The 20217-nt window shown below is 28.7% G+C and carries 19 protein-coding genes and 1 pseudogene; 14 read left to right on the top strand and 6 right to left on the bottom strand.

The annotated features are described in order from the left end of the window. Positions 1-38: 38 nt before the first annotated feature. The 3 genes from ACWYN7_RS06660 to ACWYN7_RS06650 all read right to left on the bottom strand — a co-directional run bounded on the left by ACWYN7_RS06660 (position 39) and on the right by ACWYN7_RS06650 (position 3351). Positions 39-1595: an NAD(P)/FAD-dependent oxidoreductase gene (locus ACWYN7_RS06660; RefSeq protein WP_462859080.1), complete on the bottom strand. Its 1557-nt coding sequence runs from the start codon at positions 1593-1595 to the stop codon at positions 39-41. 13 nt (positions 1596-1608) lie between these two features. Continuing rightward, positions 1609-1983 carry an Hpt domain-containing protein gene (locus ACWYN7_RS06655; protein WP_462859079.1) on the bottom strand — a complete coding sequence of 125 codons (375 nt, stop codon included), beginning with the start codon at positions 1981-1983 and terminating at the stop codon, positions 1609-1611. 279 nt (positions 1984-2262) lie between these two features. Then, complete coding sequence (locus ACWYN7_RS06650) at positions 2263-3351, bottom strand: M42 family metallopeptidase (RefSeq protein WP_462859078.1); 1089 nt, start codon at positions 3349-3351, stop codon at positions 2263-2265. A 133-nt stretch (positions 3352-3484) separates the two neighbouring features. Between ACWYN7_RS06650 and ACWYN7_RS06645 the strand changes: the two genes are divergently transcribed. The 11 genes from ACWYN7_RS06645 to ACWYN7_RS06595 all read left to right on the top strand — a co-directional run bounded on the left by ACWYN7_RS06645 (position 3485) and on the right by ACWYN7_RS06595 (position 14773). Continuing rightward, on the top strand, positions 3485-4375 hold the full coding sequence (locus tag ACWYN7_RS06645; RefSeq protein ID WP_462859077.1) for an ABC transporter ATP-binding protein: 891 nt from the start codon (positions 3485-3487) through the stop codon (positions 4373-4375). 86 nt (positions 4376-4461) lie between these two features. Next, entirely contained in the window at positions 4462-8118 is a 3657-nt protein-coding gene (locus ACWYN7_RS06640) for an ABC transporter permease/M1 family aminopeptidase (protein ID WP_462859076.1), read from the top strand. A gap of 158 nt (positions 8119-8276) precedes the next feature. Further along, positions 8277-8570, top strand: a complete 294-nt coding sequence (locus ACWYN7_RS06635) for a type II toxin-antitoxin system HigB family toxin (protein ID WP_462859075.1) — start codon at positions 8277-8279, stop codon at positions 8568-8570. Between the two features lies 1 nt (position 8571). Next, complete coding sequence (locus tag ACWYN7_RS06630; protein WP_462859074.1) at positions 8572-8928, top strand: helix-turn-helix domain-containing protein; 357 nt, start codon at positions 8572-8574, stop codon at positions 8926-8928. Between the two features lie 181 nt (positions 8929-9109). Then, positions 9110-9616 (top strand): DUF6913 domain-containing protein, encoded by a 507-nt coding sequence (locus ACWYN7_RS06625; RefSeq protein ID WP_462859073.1) that lies wholly within the window; start codon positions 9110-9112, stop codon positions 9614-9616. 97 nt (positions 9617-9713) lie between these two features. Then, the gene (gene dapA, locus ACWYN7_RS06620; protein WP_462859072.1) at positions 9714-10589 is read left to right on the top strand and encodes a 4-hydroxy-tetrahydrodipicolinate synthase; all 876 of its coding nucleotides are present in this window, start codon (positions 9714-9716) and stop codon (positions 10587-10589) included. A 249-nt stretch (positions 10590-10838) separates the two neighbouring features. Beyond that, on the top strand, positions 10839-11705 hold the full coding sequence (locus tag ACWYN7_RS06615; RefSeq protein ID WP_462859071.1) for an outer membrane protein assembly factor BamD: 867 nt from the start codon (positions 10839-10841) through the stop codon (positions 11703-11705). An 8-nt stretch (positions 11706-11713) separates the two neighbouring features. Beyond that, complete coding sequence (locus ACWYN7_RS06610; protein ID WP_462859070.1) at positions 11714-12034, top strand: DNA-directed RNA polymerase subunit omega; 321 nt, start codon at positions 11714-11716, stop codon at positions 12032-12034. Beyond that, entirely contained in the window at positions 12035-13246 is a 1212-nt protein-coding gene (gene coaBC, locus ACWYN7_RS06605; RefSeq protein ID WP_462859069.1) for a bifunctional phosphopantothenoylcysteine decarboxylase/phosphopantothenate--cysteine ligase CoaBC, read from the top strand. It begins immediately after the preceding gene. 68 nt (positions 13247-13314) lie between these two features. Further along, positions 13315-14205, top strand: coding sequence for a type IX secretion system protein PorD (gene porD / locus ACWYN7_RS06600; protein WP_462859068.1), 891 nt, complete (start codon positions 13315-13317; stop codon positions 14203-14205). A 94-nt stretch (positions 14206-14299) separates the two neighbouring features. Then, positions 14300-14773, top strand: coding sequence for a hypothetical protein (locus ACWYN7_RS06595; protein WP_462859067.1), 474 nt, complete (start codon positions 14300-14302; stop codon positions 14771-14773). 45 nt (positions 14774-14818) lie between these two features. On the opposite strand, the gene ACWYN7_RS06590 is transcribed toward ACWYN7_RS06595, so the two are convergent. Next, positions 14819-15052: a helix-turn-helix domain-containing protein gene (locus tag ACWYN7_RS06590; protein ID WP_462859066.1), complete on the bottom strand. Its 234-nt coding sequence runs from the start codon at positions 15050-15052 to the stop codon at positions 14819-14821. 620 nt (positions 15053-15672) lie between these two features. On the opposite strand from ACWYN7_RS06590, the gene recN reads away from it, so the two are divergent. Further along, complete coding sequence (recN, locus tag ACWYN7_RS06585; protein WP_462859065.1) at positions 15673-17328, top strand: DNA repair protein RecN; 1656 nt, start codon at positions 15673-15675, stop codon at positions 17326-17328. A 147-nt stretch (positions 17329-17475) separates the two neighbouring features. Next, the gene (locus tag ACWYN7_RS06580) at positions 17476-18282 is read left to right on the top strand and encodes an enoyl-ACP reductase FabI (protein WP_462859064.1); all 807 of its coding nucleotides are present in this window, start codon (positions 17476-17478) and stop codon (positions 18280-18282) included. A gap of 211 nt (positions 18283-18493) precedes the next feature. Here ACWYN7_RS06580 and ACWYN7_RS06575 read toward each other — a convergent pair. Together ACWYN7_RS06575 and ACWYN7_RS06570 are read right to left on the bottom strand one after the other, a co-directional pair. After that, positions 18494-18766: pseudogene (locus ACWYN7_RS06575) on the bottom strand (type II toxin-antitoxin system RelE/ParE family toxin); the annotation flags it as partial. A gap of 35 nt (positions 18767-18801) precedes the next feature. After that, positions 18802-19044 carry a hypothetical protein gene (locus tag ACWYN7_RS06570; protein WP_462859062.1) on the bottom strand — a complete coding sequence of 81 codons (243 nt, stop codon included), beginning with the start codon at positions 19042-19044 and terminating at the stop codon, positions 18802-18804. 176 nt (positions 19045-19220) lie between these two features. Here ACWYN7_RS06570 and ACWYN7_RS06565 point away from each other — a divergent pair, with 176 nt between their 5' ends. Next, the gene (locus tag ACWYN7_RS06565) at positions 19221-20177 is read left to right on the top strand and encodes a glycosyltransferase family 2 protein (RefSeq protein ID WP_462859061.1); all 957 of its coding nucleotides are present in this window, start codon (positions 19221-19223) and stop codon (positions 20175-20177) included. Positions 20178-20217: the final 40 nt, after the last annotated feature.

The raw sequence follows: 20217 nt of genomic DNA, 5'->3' as shown, positions 1-20217 counted from the left end.
TAAAATTAATAAAACTTATTGAGTTAAATTGTAAAAGATTAGAGATTAGCAATTGCAGCTTCTGCACAACGTTCTCCATCCATGGCTGCAGAAACAATTCCGCCAGCATAACCACCACCTTCTCCACAAGGATATAAGCCTAATATTTCTGTGTGTTCTAAATTTTCTTTTCTTGGAATGTTTACAGGTGATGAGGTTCTAGATTCTACACCCACAATATTGGCATCATTTGTATAATAACCGTGCATTTTTTGCCCAAAAGCAGCAAAGCCTTTTCGCAATCTACTACCAATTATTTTAGGTAATAAAGAATGTAAAGGTGCCGATTTTAATCCTGGTTGATAAGAGCAATCATTTAAATCGTTAGAAAGTTTACCATCTACAAAATCTACCAATCTTTGTGCTGGCGCAGTTTGAGTTCTACCACCTGCATAAAAGGCAATTTTTTCTAAATCTTTCTGAAACTCTAATCCTTTTAAAGCCCCAAAATGTTCGTATTTTTTAAAATCTTTATCAATATCTAATTCAACCACAATTCCAGAATTGGCAAATTTATTATTTCTTCTGCTTGGCGACATTCCGTTTACAACAACTTCTCCATTAGCAGTTGCAGCTGGCACTATAAACCCTCCAGGACACATGCAAAAAGAATATACACCTCTGTTATTTACTTGATGCACCAAACTATAGGCAGCAGCTGGCAGCAATTCATCTCTAGTTCCTGAACAGCTATACTGAATTTGATCTATAATTTCTTGAGGATGCTCCACACGAACGCCCATAGCAAAAGACTTTGCTTTTAGTGAAATTTCTTTTTTGTGAAGCAATTCGTAAATGTCTCTTGCAGAATGACCTGTAGCTAAAATAACAGCATTTACTGCCATTTCTTGTTGGTCGTTAATTTCTATTGCTTGTATTTTATTTTTTTTGATGATGATGTTAGTAACCCTGCTCTGAAAGTGAATTTCGCCACCAAATTCTAAAATAGTTTCACGAATGTTTTTAATAATTTTTGGTAATTTATTTGTACCAATATGAGGATGAGCATCAACCAAAATTTGTTCTGTAGCTCCATGAAAAACAAGGTTTTCGAAAATACGTCTTACATCGCCTCTTTTTAAACTTCTTGTGTAGAGTTTCCCATCAGAATATGTTCCTGCACCACCTTCGCCAAAACAATAATTAGAATCTTCGTTTACAAAATGGTCTTGATTAATGGCTCTTAAATCTCGTCTTCGGTCTTGTACGTTTTTACCTCGTTCTAAAACAATAGGTTTGTACCCTAATTCTATACAACGCAAAGCAGCGTACATCCCTGCAGGTCCAAAACCAACAATATGAACTTCTTTAGCTTTAGAAACATCTTTGTATTCAAAAATATATTTCGATTTTTCAGGAATTTCTTCATTAATGTAAACTGCAACTTTATAATTAAAAATGATGTCTTTTTTACGGGCATCTATAGATTTTCGTAAAACTTTAATAGCAGTTATTTCTGTGGTATTAATAGAAAGCTGTTTAGCAGCTTTGTAGTTTAGGATGTTTTCTTTGCGTTCTTCTATTAAATTTACTCGTAACTGTATTTCTTTTATCATTTAAAAACTAAAATTATAATGCTTCTAATTTATTTAAAATAGATTGGTATTCTGTAATGCTTGCTTTACAAATAGGTAAAATATGGTTTAGTTTTTCTTTAATAATAGTTTCGCTTTCAAAATCTTTGGCAAGTAATTCTAAGTTGGCAACATCATCTAAACAACTTATGCCCATTAAGCCAAAAGAAGATTTTAAGAAATGACAAATGCCTCTTACTTCTTCATAATCTACTGTATCTAGACTTTTTTCTAAGGTTTCTATTCTTGGAGATGTGTCTGATAAATAAACGCCAATTAATTGAATCAACATATCTTTATCATTAGCAAAAAAACTTTTAATAGAAGATAAATCAACTACGTTACTAGTTAAAATTTTCTCGATTTCCATAATACATTTATAATTTAGGGGATTAGTGTAGTGCTACAAAGATAATAAAATAGATAACAAGTCTTTAATTTCTATGTAATGGATTTGTTAGATTGAATTAAATTTATCACAACTCTATAAAAATAAGATTAAGAAAAGAATTAGCTAATACGGATTCTTTGATTATCTTTCTTTTAGAGCTTCTTATTTTATCAGATGTACATAAAATATACAATTTCAAATTTCGCTAATTTTACATCAATTAATTGAAAAATTAGCGAAATTTGAAACTGTTTAATTTTAATCAAAATAAGAAAAAGTATCTCCGTCTTTAATGTTTAAAAGCGATTCGTAAATCATTTTAATTACATTTTCTACATCTTGTCTATGTACCATTTCTACAGTTGTGTGCATGTATCTTAAAGGCAAAGAAATTAATGCAGAAGCTACACCACCATTGCTATATGCAAAGGCATCTGTATCTGTACCAGTTGCTCTAGATAATGCAGAACGTTGAAAAGGAATGTTTTTAGCCTCTGCAGTATCTATAATTAAATCGCGTAATTTTTGTTGTACAGCAGGTGCATAAGCAATTACTGGTCCTTTACCCAATTCCATTAAACCTGCTTTTTTAGGTTCAATCATTGGGGTGGTAGTATCATGAGTAACATCAGTAACAATGGCAACATTTGGTTTAATTGTTTGTGTAATCATTTCTGCGCCACGTAAACCAATTTCTTCTTGTACAGAATTGGTTACATATAAACCAAAAGGTAATTCTTTACTATTTTCTTTTAATAAACGAGCAACTTCAGCAATCATAAAACCACCCATTCTATTGTCTAAGGCTCTACAAACAAACTTATCTCCATTTAAAATATGGAATTCATCTGGATAAGTAATTACACAACCTACATGTATGCCTAAAGCTAAAACTTCATCTTTGGTAGTACAACCTGTATCTATAGTAATATTATCTGGTTTTGGTGCTTGTTCATTGGCTTTATCTCTTGTATGAATGGCTGGCCAACCAAAAACACCTTTTACAATTCCGTTTTTGGTATGAATATTTACAATTTTACTTGGCGCAATTTGATGATCTGAACCTCCATTTCTAATTACATAAATTAATCCATCATCAGAAATATAGTTTACATACCAAGAAATTTCATCTGCATGCCCTTCTATTACAACTTTGTATTTTGCATCAGGATTAATAACTCCAACAGCAGAACCATAGGTGTCTGTAATAAAGGTATCTACATAAGGTTTTAAATAATCCATCCAGATTTTCTGACCTTCCCACTCATAACCAGTTGGAGCAGCATTATTTAAGTATTTTTCTAAAAACTCTAATGATTTTTCGTTTAAAATTGATTTTTCTGACATAATATCTTTTCTGTTTTGTGTAAAAATAAAACGAATTTTTAGGAATATCATTTAAAAAAGTATAAAAAAAAGGAACTAAACTTCTTATTTTTACATTTGTCACAAATGTGAAAACATAATAAAATCAACAAAAATGAAGCTAGTAATTGAAAATTTAACCAAAACCTATAAAAACGGAGTAAAAGCAATAGATAATTTAAGTATAGAAATTGGCACAGGAATGTTTGGTTTGTTAGGGCCAAATGGAGCTGGTAAATCGTCTTTAATGAGAACCATTGCAACTTTACAAAGTCCAGATTCTGGATCTATAACTTTTGGTGATATTAATGTTTTAGAAGATAACATGTCTTTAAGAAAAGTGTTGGGTTATTTGCCTCAATCTTTTGGGGTGTATCCTAAAATGTCTGCACAAGAATTGTTAGATTATTTTGCCACTTTAAAAGGAATTTCCAATAAATCTGATAAACAAAAATTAATAAAAGAAGTTTTAGAAATTACCAATTTATACGAAGTTAGGCATAAATATGTGGCAGGTTATTCTGGAGGAATGAAACAGCGTTTTGGAATTGCACAATTGCTTTTAAATAACCCAAAATTAATTATTGTTGATGAACCAACTGCTGGATTAGATCCTGCAGAAAGACATCGTTTTTTAAATGTTTTAAGAGAAGTAGGTACAAATTGTACCGTTATTTTTTCGACTCATATTGTAGAAGATGTTAAAGAGTTGTGTAATGAAATGGCCATTTTAAATGGAGGAAAAATTTTAAAGCACACAACTCCACAAGAAGCTACAAAAGAAATTGAAGGTAAAATCTGGAAAAAAATAATCAACAGAGATGATTTAGAAGAAAATGAAAAAATGTTCAATATTTTATCATCGAACTACAATCAAGATAATACTTTAAACATAAGAGTATTTTCGCCAGAAAAACCTAGTGAAGATTTTGAAGCGGTTACTCCTCAGTTAGATGATGTGTATTTTATTGCTTTAAAACAAGATGAACCAGTTTTAACAAGTTAAGAGTTTAAAATTAAAAAGTTCAGAGATAAAATTCTGAAAAATATTCTCAAAAAACAGAAACTCATCACTCATCACTTTACAAAATTATGTTTTCAACAATATTCAAACAAGAATTAAACTATTGGTTTAAAAGACCTTTATTTTATATTTATATGGCAATTTTTGTTTTAATTGCTTTTTTTATTTCGGCAACTTCTGCTGGTATATGGGATAATATTACAGGTACAGTTGGTTCATCAAGAATCGTAAATTCGCCCATAAATATCATTGGTAATTTTAGTCTTTTTACCACTTTTATGTACTTTTTATTCCCTTCTATAATTGGCGTTTCTATTTACAGAGATTTTAAGAGCGAAATGCATACCATTTTGTTTTCATATCCTTTTACAAAGGCAAATTATTTATTTGCAAAATTTTTAAGTGGTATTGTAGTAGTTTCAATTATTCTTTTTGCAATCGCTTTAGGTATGATGATTGGTTTTCGGTTTCCAGGAACCAATTCAGATATTGTTGGCGATTTAAATTTAACAAGTTATTTAAACGCTTATTTGGTATATATTTTGCCAAATATGTTGTTTTTTGGAGCAGTGGTTTTTGCAGTGGTTACTTTTTCTAGAAGTGAAGGTGCAGGTTTTATTACTGTAATTATTTTAATGTTTTTTCAAGGTGCAATGGGTGCAATTTTTTCTGAACCAGAGCAAGAAGAACTTTTAGCTTTATTAGATCCTTTTGGATTTTCCGCTTTAAACAAATACACAAAATATTGGACAATGTCCGAGCAAAATGAATTGCAAGTGCCTTTAGAAAAGTTTATCATTTACAACAGATTGTTATGGTTGTTCATTTCTTCCTTAGTTTTTGGTTTGGTATTTAAGTATTTTAAATTCAGTCAAAATGCAATTACAATATCATTCAGAAAAGTAAAAGCTGAGCGTGTTACAAAAAGAAATTTTAGCGGAATTACAAGAATAAATTTGCCTAAAGTAACTTACAATTATTCCTTTTTGCAGAAATTAAAAACAATGTGGAGGTTGTCTAATATCGACTTTAAATACATTTTTAAAAGTTTGCCTTTTATATGTATTTTAATTGTTGGTGTTATTATTTTAGTGGCTACTTTGTTTGTTTCTAGCGAAATTTTTGGAACAGATACTTTGCCTGTAACTTGGCAAATGTTGAGTGGAGGTAATGTGTTTACTTTTTTTGTATTAAATGTGTGTACCTTTTTATATGCAGGTATGTTAGTGCAAAGAGCAAATACTGCTAAAATAAATCATTTGGTAGATAGTACACCTGTGCCAAATTGGACATTGCTTTTCTCAAAGTTAATTGCACTTTTAAAAATGCAACTTGTGTTGTTGGCAGTAATTATGGTTGCTGGTATATTATTTCAGGTTTACAGAGGTTATTATAATTTTGAAATCGGACAGTATCTGCAAGAATTATTTGGTTTAAAATTCTTGAATTATTTAGTTTGGGCTTTGTTGTCTATTTTTATTCAGACGTTGGTTAAAAATCAATATTTAGGCTTTTTTATTGTGTTGATTATTGCAGTTTCTATGCCATTATTATCGATTGTGGGTATAGAATTGTCCATTTTTAAATACAATCAAGGTCCTAGTTTTAGTTATTCTGATATGAATGGATATGGAACTTCGTTATCCAGATATTTATGGTACAAAATCTATTGGATTTTAGGCGGATCAATCCTTTTAATTTTAAGTGTTTTATTTTGGGTTAGAGGTTTGCCAAGCTCATTTGCAGAGCGTATTCATATTGCAGTACAGCGTTTTAAATTACCGCAAATTATTACATTTTCAGTGGTTTTTATGGCATTTGTAACCTTAGGAACATTTATTTATTTAGAGATTAAATCCGACAGCGAAAACTCATCATCAAAACAAGCAGAATTAGATGCAGTTGAATGGGAAAAAACCTATAAAAAATACGAAAATTACAAGCAACCAAGAATTGTGGCTGTTAAGGCTGATGTAGATATTTATCCAAAGAAAAGAACGTACAAAGCCAAAGCCATTTATACAATGGTAAACAAAACAGATAAAGCTATAGATAGTATTTTGTTGAATCATAATTCTTTAGAAAACACGTTTGAGTTTAATAAACCAAACAATCTAGTTTTAGAAGACACTGTTTTTAATTTTGATATTTATCAATTAGTTAAAAAATTAAATCCCGGAGATTCTTTACAATTAACTGTTCATGTAAAAAGTGAAGAAAATTCTACCTTTCGACAAAAATCGCCTATAATCGAGAACGGAACGTTTATCAATAATTTTTCGATGTTTCCTTCTTTAGGATATTCTTCTCAAGGAGAATTAACAGACAATAAAACAAGAAAAAAATACGATTTACCTCCAAACGATTTACAAGCACATCCTTCAGATTCAACTGCTTTAGGAGATACTTATATTTCTAAAGATGCAGATTGGATAGATTTTGAAGCCACAGTTTCTACTTCAAAAGATCAAATTGCAATTGCGCCAGGTTATTTGCAAAAAGAATGGGTAGAAGACAATCGTAAATATTTCCATTATAAAATGGATAGTAAAATCTTAAATTTTTATGCGTTTAATTCTGCAGAATATCAGGTTAAAAAAGAAATGTATAAAGGTGTGAGTTTAGAAATTTATTATCACAAACCACATACGTTTAATTTAGATAGAATGCTAAAAGGGATGAAAGCTTCTTTAGATTATAACGAAAAGAATTTTAGTCCTTATCAACACAAACAACTAAGAATTTTAGAGTTTCCTAGAACATTTGGAACCTTTGCACAATCTTTTGCAAATACAATTCCATTTTCTGAAGGTTTTGGTTTTATAGCAGATGTAGACGATAAAAATGATGATGGTGTAGATTATCCTTTTGCAGTTACAGTTCACGAAGTTGCACATCAATGGTGGGCGCATCAAGTAATTGGGGCAGATGTTTTGGGGGCTACAATGTTGTCCGAAAGTTTATCAGAATACGTTTCTTTAAAAGTATTAGAACATCAAAATGGAAAAACTAAAATGCGTACTTTTTTAAAGGATGCTTTAGATGGTTATTTAATGCAAAGAACTTTCGAAACCAAAAGAGAAAAACCGCTGATGTATAATGATGGACAAGGTTATATTCATTATCAAAAAGGATCGTTGGTTTTTTATGCTTTAAGCGATTATATTGGCGAAGAAAAATTAAATGCAGCATTAAAACAATATGTAGAAAAAGTAAAATTTCAAGAACCTCCCTATACCACATCCATAGAAATGGTAGATTATATTAAAGAAGTTACTCCTGATTCTTTGCAATATGTAATTAAAGACATGTTTGAGACGATTACTTTATATCAAAACAAAATTATTGATGTTACTTCAACTCCATTAGAAAATGGAAAATATCAAGTTGATATCGATTTTCTGGTGGCAAAATATAGAAATGACGAAAAAGGAAAAAAATATTATGGCGAAAAAGTAGGAGACACTTTAAGTTATACTCCAAAAGATAAAAAGAAACCAATATTATCTGTAAAACTAGAAGATTATATTGATGTTGGTATTTTTGGCGAACAAGAAATTGATGGCGTAAATAAAGAAGTAGAACTGTATTTACAAAAACATAAAATAACGAAAATAAACAATACAGTTTCAATTATTGTTGATGCTAAACCAACAGAAGTAGGTATAGATCCTTATAATAAATTGATAGATACGCAATCTGCAGACAACAGACAGAAGTTGTAGGTTTTTAATTTTTTATATTAAAATTTGAGATTTTATCAATTAATTTTTGATTGGCAATTTAGATGAACAATTTTTTAAAGTTTAAAGGTAAAAAAAGAATTAATAAAATACCAAAATGGTAACTTTTTTGTATTATTTTTGTATCATAGAATTATATTGTGAGGATTATTTCAAAAAGGACTTTAAGAGATTTCTGGGAAAAACACTCAGATTCTGAACAACAATTAACAGCTTGGTTTAGAGAAACTGAAAAAGCAAACTGGGAATCTTTAAATGAGTTAAAAAAGGAATATCCAAGTGCAAGTATTTTAAAAGATAACAGAGTTGTATTTAATATTAAGGGTAACCATTATCGATTAATTGTTAAATTTAATTTAGATTATCAGTTATGTTGGATTAGATTTATAGGAACTCACGCAGAATATGATAAAATAGACGCAAACAAAATTTAAAATGAATATTAAACCTATAAAAAACGAAACCGATTACCAAAATGCTCTTAAGAGACTTGAGGTGATTTTCGACTCAAAAAAAGATACAAAAAAAGGAGATGAATTAGAAATACTTTCAATTTTAATTGATAAGTATGAAAATGAGAATACTCCCATTGGTTATCCAGATCCTATTGAAGCTATTAAGTTTAGAATGGAGCAAATGGGATTAAAACAAAAAGATTTAGCAGAAGTTGTTGGTTTTAAAAGTAGAGTTAGTGAAATTTTAAACAAAAAAAGAAAATTAACCCTAGAAATGATTAGAAGCTTAAGCTTAAAGCTAAACATACCTACAGATGTTTTAGTGCAAGATTATTAAAATTGTATTACTATCTTATTATTCTGATTTTCATAAAATTGATGTAAATATTTTAAGATTATTTATCTAAAACCTTTAAATTCTTAAATAAAAAATAAAAATGATAAGTTTGTCGCCTTTTTATCAAAAGAAAATAAATAGTATTTTTACACAAGCTTAATCTTAACATTCATATTTCAAATTGAAAAAATCTTTTATTCAAAAACGGTTCAATAAATTATTAAAAGAAAAAGAAGAAAATAGAGTAGTCTGTAATGAAGAGGTGTATACAGTTGGTGTAATTGCTTCTGATGAAGTTACAAAATGGTTAAAAATTCAAGATGATATAGAGCGTATTTTAGGTTTAGGTAATGTAAGAGTTTATAATTATAGGCCTTATAGCAAAAAAAATATTCCTTCTTTTAAGTATTTTACAGAAAAAGATTTTACATGGAAAGGAGAACCAAAAAACAAAACTTTTAAATCTTTTATAGAAGAACCACACGATTTATTAATTGGGTATTTTAATAAAAATAATCTCTATTTAGAAAATGCAGTTTTACGTTCTAATGCAAAATTTAAAGTAGGTTTTGCAAACGTAAACCCAAGTTTATATGATATGGAAATTGCAGAAATACCAACAAATGTTGATAGTTTTTTATCTGAATTAAAAAAATATCTAATCGTTTTAAATAAACTCAAAAATTAAACTTCAAATTAAAACTTGTGTTTTCTTAATTAGAAATAATTTTTTCAATACAAATTCAATTTGAAAATTGTAATTTTGCCGCTTTAAAAATTAAATAATGCAAAAATTTATTGGTACAGGTGTTGCTTTGGTTACACCGTTTAAAAATGATTTATCTGTAGATGTAGAAGCACTAGAAAATTTAGTGAATTTTAACATCGAAAACGGCACTAATTATTTAGTAATTAATGGTACAACAGCAGAGAGTGCTACAATTTCTAAAGAAGAAAAACAGCTGATTATAGATGTAATTATAAAAGCGACAAACAAGCGTGTGCCTTTAGTTCTAGGAGTTGGTGGTAACAATACATCAGAAGTTGTTAAAGAATTAAAAACTAGAGATTTTACAGGTATAGATGGTATTTTATCTGTAGCACCATATTATAGTAAACCAACTCAAGAAGGTTTTTATCAGCATTATAAAGCACTTGCAGAAGCTACAGATTTACCAATAATTTTATACAATGTACCTGGCAGAACTGCTAAAAATATGGAGCCAGCAACTACATTGCGTTTGGCAAAAGATTTTAGCAATATTGTAGCTGTAAAAGAAGCAGGTAACAACCAACAACAATACAATACATTGTTAAAAGATAAACCAGAAGATTTCTTAATTATTTCTGGTGATGATGATTTAGCATTAGGCGTAACTTTAGCTGGTGGATCTGGTGTAATTTCTGTAATTGGACAGGCTTTTCCAGCAGAATTCTCTAAAATGATACAATTAGGTTTAGAAGGTAAAAACAAAGAAGCTTATAAAATCCATTTTAAAATGATGGATATTGTTGATTATATTTTTGAAGAAAACAATCCTGCAGGAATTAAAACAGTTTTACAAGAGTTAGAAATTTGTAATAACAACGTGCGTTTGCCATTAGTAAAAGCAAGTACACAATTGCATGAAAAAATAGCGGCATACGTTAAAGCTTTTTAAACATAGGTTGAATCTTAACAAACTTTTAGTATCAGTTTATTACTTTTTTAAGGCTTTTTTGATGATTATTGCAAGACCCAATTTAAAGTATTAAAAAGCGTTTTAAAGTAAACCATTTTTTTTAAAAATAGCTGATTAAATTTTATTTTAAATTGTTGAGCAGAAATGATTTCAGTATCAAATAGAAAAGAATTATTTTACAAAAAATAAATTCTTTTATTATCCATAATTAATTAGTAATTTTGCCCGATGCAAAAAATTAAAAATTTAGCGTATTTAGTAGTGTTTAGTGTAATGTTATTCTCTTGTGGAGAGTATCAAAAAGTACTAAATAAAGGTAGTGTAGATGAGCAGTACAAGATGGCTGTAAAAATGTACGAAACTAATAATTACGCAAAAGCTTTACGCATATTTGAAAAAATAACGCCTGCTTACAGAGGTAAACCTCAAATGGAGCGTGTTCAGTTTATGGTGTCTCAGGCTAATTTTAACGAAAAAAATTATAGACTTGCAGGTTATTATTTTGATCGTTTTACAAAAAATTATCCAAAAAGTTCTAAAAATGAAGAGGCTTCTTTTCTATCTGCTTTAAGTTACAAATTAGCTTCACCTGTTTTTAGCAAAGATCCTACAGATACCAATAAAGCCTTAGAAGCTTTTCAAAGCTTTATAAATACTTATCCTAATTCTGATAAAATTGATGAAGCTAATCAACATTATAAAGATTTAAGATATAAATTACAGAAAAAATACTTCGAAATCGCTAAAACCTATTATACAACAGCAGATTACGATTTTAGAAATTACAAAGCAGCAATTCAAGCTTTCGATAATCTTTTATCAGATTATTTAGGTTCTGAATTTAAAGAAGAAGCTTTGTACTATAGATTAAAATGTGCGCACGATTTTGTGTTAAAAAGCACAGACAGAAGAAAAGAAAGCAGAATTAAAGATGCTATTGAAGCTTACGAAAAATTAGAAAGAAATTTTCCAGAATCTCAATATATGGAAGAATCTAATGAAATGTTAGCAACGCTTAAAGAAGAACAAAAAAGAATTGAAGGCATTATTGCTCAGATTAAAGAATTACAAAAAGAGAACACCAAAGAGAAATAATATATATTATGGATTATAAAGATACAGAAGCTGCATTAAGTACTATTACTTACAACAAAGATATCATAGAAGCTCCAACAGAAAATATTTACGAAGCGATATCTATTATTGCAAAAAGAGCAAATCAAATTAATGCTGATTTAAAGAAAGAATTAGTAGATAAATTAGATGAGTTTGCTACGTATAATGACAGTTTAGAAGAAGTTTTTGAAAACAAAGAACAAATTGAAGTTTCTAAATTTTACGAGCGTTTGCCAAAACCAACTGCAATTGCTGTAGATGAATGGTTAAAAGGTAAAGTATATTTTAGAACTCCAGAAACAGAATAAATGTCTGTTTTAAGTGGTAAGAAAATCCTTTTAGGCATTACTGCTGGTATAGCTGCATATAAAACGGCTTCTTTAGTTCGTTTATTTATAAAATTAGGCGCAGATGTTAAAGTAATAATGACACCTGCGTCTAAAGATTTTATAACACCTCTCACTCTTTCTACACTTTCTAAAAATCCTGTTCATTCTACTTTTTTCGATAAAGAAGAAGAAAATGAACTTTGGAATAATCATGTTGATTTTGGTTTATGGGCAGACTATTTTTTAATAGCTCCTGCAACTGCAAATACCATGTCTAAAATGGCAAATGGTACTTGCGATAATTTATTACTGGCAACTTACTTATCTGCTAAATGTCCTGTGTATTTAGCACCAGCTATGGACTTGGATATGTATATTCATCCTTCCACCAAAAAAAGTTTAGACAAATTAAAAAGTTTTGGTAATATTATAATTCCTGCAACTTCAGGAGAATTAGCTAGTGGTTTAGTTGGCGAAGGTAGAATGGCAGAGCCAGAAGATATTGTTACCTTTATTGAAAATGATATTTTAAACAAACTGCCTTTAAAAGGTAAAAAAGTATTAATTACAGCTGGCCCAACTTACGAGGCTATAGACCCTGTTCGTTTTATTGGAAATCATTCATCAGGCAAAATGGGATTTGCCATAGCAAAATCGGCAGCAAATTTAGGTGCAGAAGTGTTTTTAATTTCTGGGCCAAGTCATCAACAAATACAACATTCATCAATAAAAAGAATAGATGTAGTTTCTGCTGAAGACATGTATAAAGCAGCACACCAATATTTTAATGATGTAGATGTTGCTATTTTATCGGCAGCTGTTGCAGATTACAAACCAAAAAATGTTGCTAGTCAGAAAATAAAAAAGAAAGATTCTTCGTTAACCATTGAGTTAGCACCTACAAAAGATATTTTAGCTTCTTTAGGTGAAAGTAAAAAACATCAGCTTTTGGTTGGTTTTGCATTAGAAACAAATAATGAAATTGAGAATGCAAAAGGCAAACTAAAACGTAAGAATTTAGATTTAATTGTTTTAAATTCTTTGCAAGATAAAGGAGCTGGTTTTGCCACTAACACAAATAAAATTACTATTATTGATAAAAATTTGAATGAAAAACCATTCGAATTAAAGTCGAAAGTAGAAGTAGCTGAAGATATAATGAATGAGATTGTAAATCATCTTAAGGGTTGATATCATTTCCATTTTGAGTGATTTTTTTGATAAAGTAAAAAAAAGTATCAAGTACAATTAAAACAGAAATGCGTAAAATAGTCTTACTTATTGCCATATTTCTATCTATTGCGAATGTAAATTCGCAAGAATTAAACTGTTTGGTAAATATTAATTACGATCAAATTGCAGGTTCTAACAGACAAGTATTTGAAACTTTACAAAAATCTTTAACCGAGTTTGTAAATCAAACAAAATGGACAGACAGAGTTGTACAAACAGAAGAAAAAGTAGACTGTGTTATGAATATTATTGTTACAGAAAGAAATGACAATAATTACACTGCTACACTACAAGTACAATCTACAAGACCTGTTTACGGCTCAAGTTATGCAAGCCCTTTATTAAATTTAAAAGACAACGATTTTACGTTTAGATACAATGAATACGATCCTTTAATTTACAATAGAAATTCTTTTGATAGTAATTTAGTATCTACTATTGTATTTTATGTATACACAATTTTAGGTGTTGATGCAGATTCATTTTCTAAATACGGTGGTCAAACTGAATTAGAAGAAGCGCAAAATGTTATGTTGCAAGCACAGCAAAGTGGTTTATCTGCTTGGCAAAATGTGGTAGGTAAGCAAAATCGTTTTTTGTTGATAGACAATTTATTAGCGCCAAAATTAAAAACCTACAGAGATGTAATGTATGATTATCATATAAAAGGTTTAGACAATTTTGGAACAAACAAAGAATACGCAAAACAGACCATAGAAGATAGTGCTTTTAAAATGGAAAATCTGTACAACAAAACTGTTGGTAATTATTTAATTAGAATGTTTTTTGATGCCAAAGCTGATGAATTGGTAAACATTTATTCTGATGGTCCTAGAACAAGAAATGCCATAAAATTATCATCAACCTTAAAAAGAATTTCTCCTAACAATAACTCTAAGTGGAGAAATATTGAATAATTGTATTAGTTTTATTTTGGGTTTTTAGAGTTTAAATTTTCTAAAAAACAGTAAACTTTTAAGGTATTTAATCAAAATTTTATAAAAATAAAAAATGCATGCAAGCACACATGGAGCAATAGGTATTGCTATTATAACAGCAAGCTATATAATTACTAAAAGCGAAAAGAAAACTTTTATTATTGGTGGAATTCTTGCTTTTGCCTCTCATTATATTTTAGACTTCATTGGTGAATCTCCTTATAAAACCATGCAAGAAATGCTATTCATTGAAGTTGCTGTTTATTTATGGTCTTTGGTATTAATGTTTTTTCTTGGTTTAAAATATCTAAAATTTTCAGTTTTTGGTTTTTTTATGGCCAATCTCATGGATTATATTGATAAGAAAATGTATTTATCTATTTTTCTACCCAAAGAATATCCTTTTACGTATTACTTTCATTCTAAAAATCAAGTGCTAATTCCTATAAGTTATCAAAAAACGATTATAGCTGCAATCGTTTCTGTAATACTAATAGGTGCGTGTTTTCTGATCTTAAAAAATAGTAAGAAGAGGCTTGAGTCTTAATTTTTGTGTAGTTTATCTCTATAAAATAGAGATTGATACTATTAATTAACTTCTCTTATTCTTTAACTCTTCAAAATCAAAAAAATCTTTTACATCCACTTCTAAAATAGTTGCTATTTTTAACAATGTATCTATTTTAATATTGCTTTTTCCGTTTTCTAAATTATGATAAGCAATTTGACTTGTGCTTAATCTGCAGCCCATATAATATTGAGAGTATTCTTTTTTTAAGCGAGCAAATTTTATTTTCTTTCTAATAGCAATTAATTTTTCTTCCATTTTTTTATTTCTAATTTAATAAGATAAACCGAATTGTGCAATCTCTATAGAAGGTAAATTCTTTTTCTCCCCATAAATGGGGAGAAACCTCCCTATAAATGGGGAGCTGATAAACTTATAATTTATAATTTTTTTGATATTGACAAAATAGTTTTTCTGTTTTAAATTTACAGTATCATTGCTATGTTAGTCCTTACTTAAATGTTCTGATTAAAACTTTGATTTTTAAAAATATATTATATAGTATTTTGAATTGATTTTATAATTATTTTTAAGGAGTGAATTTTATTTCACTCTTTTTTTGTTTTCTAATAAGTACATTTTTACAAATATTGATTATTTAGAAACACATTGATCAGAAAAAGTAGAAATTAATTTTAAAATTAAGCCCAGAAACTTTTAAAAAATGGGAAAAAGATATAACTATTCATAAGGTAGAATTTCTAAAACAAATTACTTTATACTGCCAAATAACTACAAAGAATGTAGAATTATTACTTTTTTTTTTAACAACCTACAAGACCCAAATAATCTAACCAAATTTTTACAATGATTATTAAAAAAACTAGTTTAGTATTCTTTAAAATTTCACTAATTTTATTGTTTAAAATTAAGAGAACTTGCTTACACAACTTTCTATAAATAACTACGCGTTAATCAATCAATTAGCTATTGATTTTTCTTCTGGTTTATCTATAATTACTGGAGAAACTGGTGCAGGTAAATCCATTTTGTTGGGTGCACTTGGTTTGGTTTTAGGTAATAGAGCAGATTTATCTTCTTTAAAAGATACTTCTAAAAAATGTGTTGTAGAAGCCAGGTTAGATATTGCAAATTATAATCTAAACGATTTTTTTAATGATGTCGATTTAGATTATGAAAATGAAACCATCATTAGAAGAGAAATTTTACCATCAGGTAAATCACGTGCTTTTGTAAATGATACACCTGTTCGTTTATCTGTGTTAAACGAATTAAGAACAAAGTTAATAGATGTGCATTCACAACATCAAACTTTGCAATTATCAGACAACAGTTTTCAGTTTTCTATTTTAGATGCTTTAGCAAAAAACAAAGAGAAAATTGCTTCTTACAAAAGAGGTTATGCAAAACTTAATCAGCTAAAAAAAGAACTAAGAGAATTAGAAGCTGTTCAAAAAGAAGCAAATCAGCAATACGAATACAATTTGCATTTGTTTAATGAATTAGAAGAGGCCAATTTAAAAGTTGATGAACAAGAAGAGTTAGAAGAAAAACTAGAGCAATTAAATAATATAGAAGACATAAAGCTCAATTTATCAGAAGCTTTAGAAATTTCTATAAACGAAGAAATTGGTTTACAAAGTTTATTAAATACTTTAGAAAATAGATTGATAAAAATAGCTTCTTTTTCTAAAAAATATCAAGAATTATCAGAAAGAGTAACATCAGTAAAAATTGAAATTGATGATGTAATTTCTGAACTAGAAAATGCCAATGAAAACGTCGATTTTAATCCGAATGAAATCGAAGAATTAAACGATCGTTTACAACTGATTTACAATTTACAGAAAAAACATGCTGTGGCTTCTAATAAAGAATTACTATCAGTTTTAGAAGATCTATCAGAAAAAGTAAGTCAAGTAGAAAATGCAGAAGAAACCATCAATAACAAACAAAAAGAGATTGATGATGTTGCTAGTAAATTAGACAAACTAGCAGGTTTAATTACAAAAAGCAGAGTAGCTTCAATACCTAAATTAACTAAAGAATTGCAATTTTTACTATCGGAATTAGGCATGGAAAACGCAAGATTTTCTATCAAAATAAACCCAACTAAAAACTATTTTTCTAACGGAAAAGACGAATTAGAATTTTTATTTTCTGCAAATAAAGGCGGTAGTTTTGGCGAATTGAAAAAAGTAGCTTCTGGTGGAGAGTTATCAAGAATAATGCTGTCTGTAAAAAAAGTTTTATCAGAAAACACACAATTACCAACCATTATTTTCGATGAAATAGATACAGGAGTTTCAGGTGAAGTCTCAAACAAAATTGCAGCAATAATGCAGCAAATGGGCAAACATATGCAAGTTATTGCAATAACGCATTTACCACAAATTGCATCTCAAGGAAAAAACCATTATAAGGTATTTAAAAAAGAAGTAAAAGGGGTTACAACTACCAATTTAAAGCAATTAACTACAGAAGAAAGAATTAAAGAAATTGCAGAAATGTTAAGTGGTAAAGATATTTCTGATTCTGCTTTAACACACGCAAAAGAACTTTTAAGTTTATAAATTTCTTAACGAATTTTTTGAACAACTTATGTTTTAATAAAAGCAAGTAATAGATATATTTGCACAATTAAATTAACAAATCTAAACCGCTTCTTTTTATTACAGTTTAAAAAATTATTAAAAACAGAGAAGCCTATAACTAGTATTATGTACAACTTATTAAAAGGAAAAAAAGGAATTATATTTGGTGCTTTAAACGAGCAATCTATTGCTTGGAAAGTAGCAGAAAGAGCGCATGAAGAAGGTGCAGAATTTGTGTTAACAAATGCGCCAATTGCTTTAAGAATGGGGCAATTAAATGCACTTGCAGAAAAAACAGGTTCTCAAGTAATTGCTGCAGATGCAACTTCTTTAGAAGATATAACAGCTTTAGTAGAACAATCTATGGAAATTTTAGGAGGTAAAATCGACTTTGTTTTACACTCTATAGGTATGTCTGTAAACGTAAGAAAAGGAAAACATTATACAGATCCAAATTACGATTTCACCACAAAAGGTTGGGATATTTCAGCACTTTCTTTTCATAAAGTAATGAATGTTTTATATAACAAAAAAGCAATGTCTGAGTGGGGTTCTATAGTAGCATTAACCTATATGGCTGCACAAAGAGTTTTTCCAGATTATAATGATATGGCAGACAACAAAGCTTATTTAGAGAGTATTGCACGTAGTTTTGGTTACTTTTTTGGTAGAGATCATAAAGTTCGTGTAAACACAATTTCTCAATCGCCAACACCAACAACAGCTGGTAGTGGAGTAAAAGGTTTTGATGGTTTTATAGAATATGCCGAAAAAATGAGTCCTTTAGGTAATGCAACAGCTTTAGAATGTGCAGATTATACCATTTCTATGTTCTCAGATTTAACTAGAAAAGTTACTTTACAGAATTTATTTCACGATGGTGGATTCTCTAATATGGGAGTAAGCGATCCTGTAATGGAAAAGTTTGAGTAATATTTTTAGAAGCTATTTCCAGCTTTACGTTATATCTTTTTTTGAAAAAACAAAAAAAGGATGCCACTTCAATCTGGGCTAAACAAGTTTGCAAGCGAATTGCAAACTTGTTTAGTTTATAAATGTAAAGCTGTGTAATTTCTGAAATTTACAGGTAGAATAAAATATATAAAAAACTCTATTATCATCTAATTAGTTAATAATTTTGTTGCTATGTTTTTCGTTCTATTTTTATTGGATTTTGTCGTGTATCAAAAATATCATTTATTTCAATTTGATTCTGTTTGTAATTTATCCAGTAAATGATTTTATAATTTTTATAGACTAAGTATCTAAAATCTTCTTCTCTATTTTTTAAAAGTTCTTCTTCTTGCCCCATTTCTGGTTGGTTTTTAAGTTTTAGAGCCTCAGAATGAATTCCGTTTACAAGTTTTTTAGCAATTCTAATTCCTGCTTTTTCTCTGTAGTATTTATAAATTTTAGCAAGTTCTTTTTTAGAGAAATCTGGTCAAAATAATTTTAATTCCATTTATCAATTTCAGCTTTTAATTCACTTGACTCTATTAATTTACCATTTCTGGAGTCATTCATAGATTTGTCAATTCGAGAATTAAATTCTTCAATTGTCATTGGTTTAAAATCAGAGTTTTCAGAGTTTTTATTTTCTTTTTTTAGGATTTTTTCAAGGCGTATAATCACATCTTCACTTTGAACCTTTAATAATTCTTGTATAAGTTCTAATTTTCTTGATTGTAAATCCATTTTTAACGTTTTTATCAAAGATACGAAAATATCATTTCAATATTACTTTCACTAGATTCATGAATTTTAAATCATTACATCAAATTAATAAATACTTTTTATAAAAATTAAAAAATGCAAATCAATTTCGGTTTGCATTTTTTACTTTTGAACACAGAACACAGAACACAGAACACTTGAAAAAACTAAACTTTTCTTTAATAATACCTGTTTATAATCGTCCAAAAGAAATTGACGAGTTATTAGAAAGTTTAACACAACAAACGTATTCAGAAGATTTTCAAGTTTTAATTATAGAAGATGGTTCATCAGAAAAAAGTGAATTAATTGTAGAAAAGTACAAATCGAAATTAAATTTAAAATACTTTTTTAAAGAAAACAGTGGAGCAGGAGCAAGCCGAAATTTCGGAATGCAAAAAGCTTCTGGCAATTATTATATTGTTTTAGATTCGGATGTAATTGTTCCAGAACACTATTTGTCAGAAGTAGCAAAAACACTACAAACTAATTATACAGATGCTTTTGGTGGTCCAGATGCAGCACATAAAAATTTTACAGTTTTACAAAAAGCCATTAATTATTCCATGACTTCTGTATTAACTACTGGCGGAATTCGAGGCAAAAAAAAATCAGTGGGTAAATTTCAACTAAGAAGTTTTAATTTTGGTTTGTCTAAAATAGCATTCGAAAAAACACAAGGTTTTTCTAAAATGAAAAACGGAGAAGATATCGATTTAACTTTTAGACTTTGGGAAAATAATTTCGAAACTCAATTAATAGAAACTGCTTTTGTGTATCATAAACGCAGAAGTTCTATTCCACAATTTTTTAAACAAACTTTTGGTTTTGGAACAGCAAGACCTATTTTAAATCGGAAATATCCAACATCAGCAAAAATAACCTATTGGTTTCCAAGTGTTTTTATTGTTGGTTTTACCCTAAGTATTTTATTAGCATTATTTGGTTCTTTAACCTTATTTAGTTGTTATTATTTGTATTTCTTAGCTATATTTTTCGATTCACTTTTTAAAAACGGAGTATTAGTTGCTGTTTTAAGTATTATAACTTCAGTCACTCAGTTTTTTGGTTATGGTTTGGGTTTTTTACAAAGTCAGTTTTTGCGTAAAAAATAAAGCTCCCAATTTCTTGAGAGCTTATATTTGTAAAAATGTT

The sequence above is a fragment of the Polaribacter sp. M10 genome, assembly GCF_054968445.1.
Note: the sequence above shows the minus strand (reverse complement) of the source record. Positions and strands in the feature narration are given on the sequence as shown.

What these genes read in the sequence shown, in the direction of transcription:
- ACWYN7_RS06660 (WP_462859080.1), bottom strand. Translation starts at nt 1,595, where the DNA reads ATGATAAAAGAAATACAGTTACGAGTAAATTTAATAGAAGAACGCAAA.
- ACWYN7_RS06655 (WP_462859079.1), bottom strand. Translation starts at nt 1,983, where the DNA reads ATGGAAATCGAGAAAATTTTAACTAGTAACGTAGTTGATTTATCTTCT.
- ACWYN7_RS06650 (WP_462859078.1), bottom strand. Translation starts at nt 3,351, where the DNA reads ATGTCAGAAAAATCAATTTTAAACGAAAAATCATTAGAGTTTTTAGAA.
- ACWYN7_RS06645 (WP_462859077.1), top strand. Translation starts at nt 3,485, where the DNA reads ATGAAGCTAGTAATTGAAAATTTAACCAAAACCTATAAAAACGGAGTA.
- ACWYN7_RS06640 (WP_462859076.1), top strand. Translation starts at nt 4,462, where the DNA reads ATGTTTTCAACAATATTCAAACAAGAATTAAACTATTGGTTTAAAAGA.
- ACWYN7_RS06630 (WP_462859074.1), top strand. Translation starts at nt 8,572, where the DNA reads ATGAATATTAAACCTATAAAAAACGAAACCGATTACCAAAATGCTCTT.
- dapA (WP_462859072.1), top strand. Translation starts at nt 9,714, where the DNA reads ATGCAAAAATTTATTGGTACAGGTGTTGCTTTGGTTACACCGTTTAAA.
- ACWYN7_RS06615 (WP_462859071.1), top strand. Translation starts at nt 10,839, where the DNA reads ATGCAAAAAATTAAAAATTTAGCGTATTTAGTAGTGTTTAGTGTAATG.
- ACWYN7_RS06610 (WP_462859070.1), top strand. Translation starts at nt 11,714, where the DNA reads ATGGATTATAAAGATACAGAAGCTGCATTAAGTACTATTACTTACAAC.
- coaBC (WP_462859069.1), top strand. Translation starts at nt 12,035, where the DNA reads ATGTCTGTTTTAAGTGGTAAGAAAATCCTTTTAGGCATTACTGCTGGT.
- porD (WP_462859068.1), top strand. Translation starts at nt 13,315, where the DNA reads ATGCGTAAAATAGTCTTACTTATTGCCATATTTCTATCTATTGCGAAT.
- ACWYN7_RS06595 (WP_462859067.1), top strand. Translation starts at nt 14,300, where the DNA reads ATGCATGCAAGCACACATGGAGCAATAGGTATTGCTATTATAACAGCA.
- ACWYN7_RS06590 (WP_462859066.1), bottom strand. Translation starts at nt 15,052, where the DNA reads ATGGAAGAAAAATTAATTGCTATTAGAAAGAAAATAAAATTTGCTCGC.
- ACWYN7_RS06580 (WP_462859064.1), top strand. Translation starts at nt 17,476, where the DNA reads ATGTACAACTTATTAAAAGGAAAAAAAGGAATTATATTTGGTGCTTTA.
- ACWYN7_RS06570 (WP_462859062.1), bottom strand. Translation starts at nt 19,044, where the DNA reads ATGGATTTACAATCAAGAAAATTAGAACTTATACAAGAATTATTAAAG.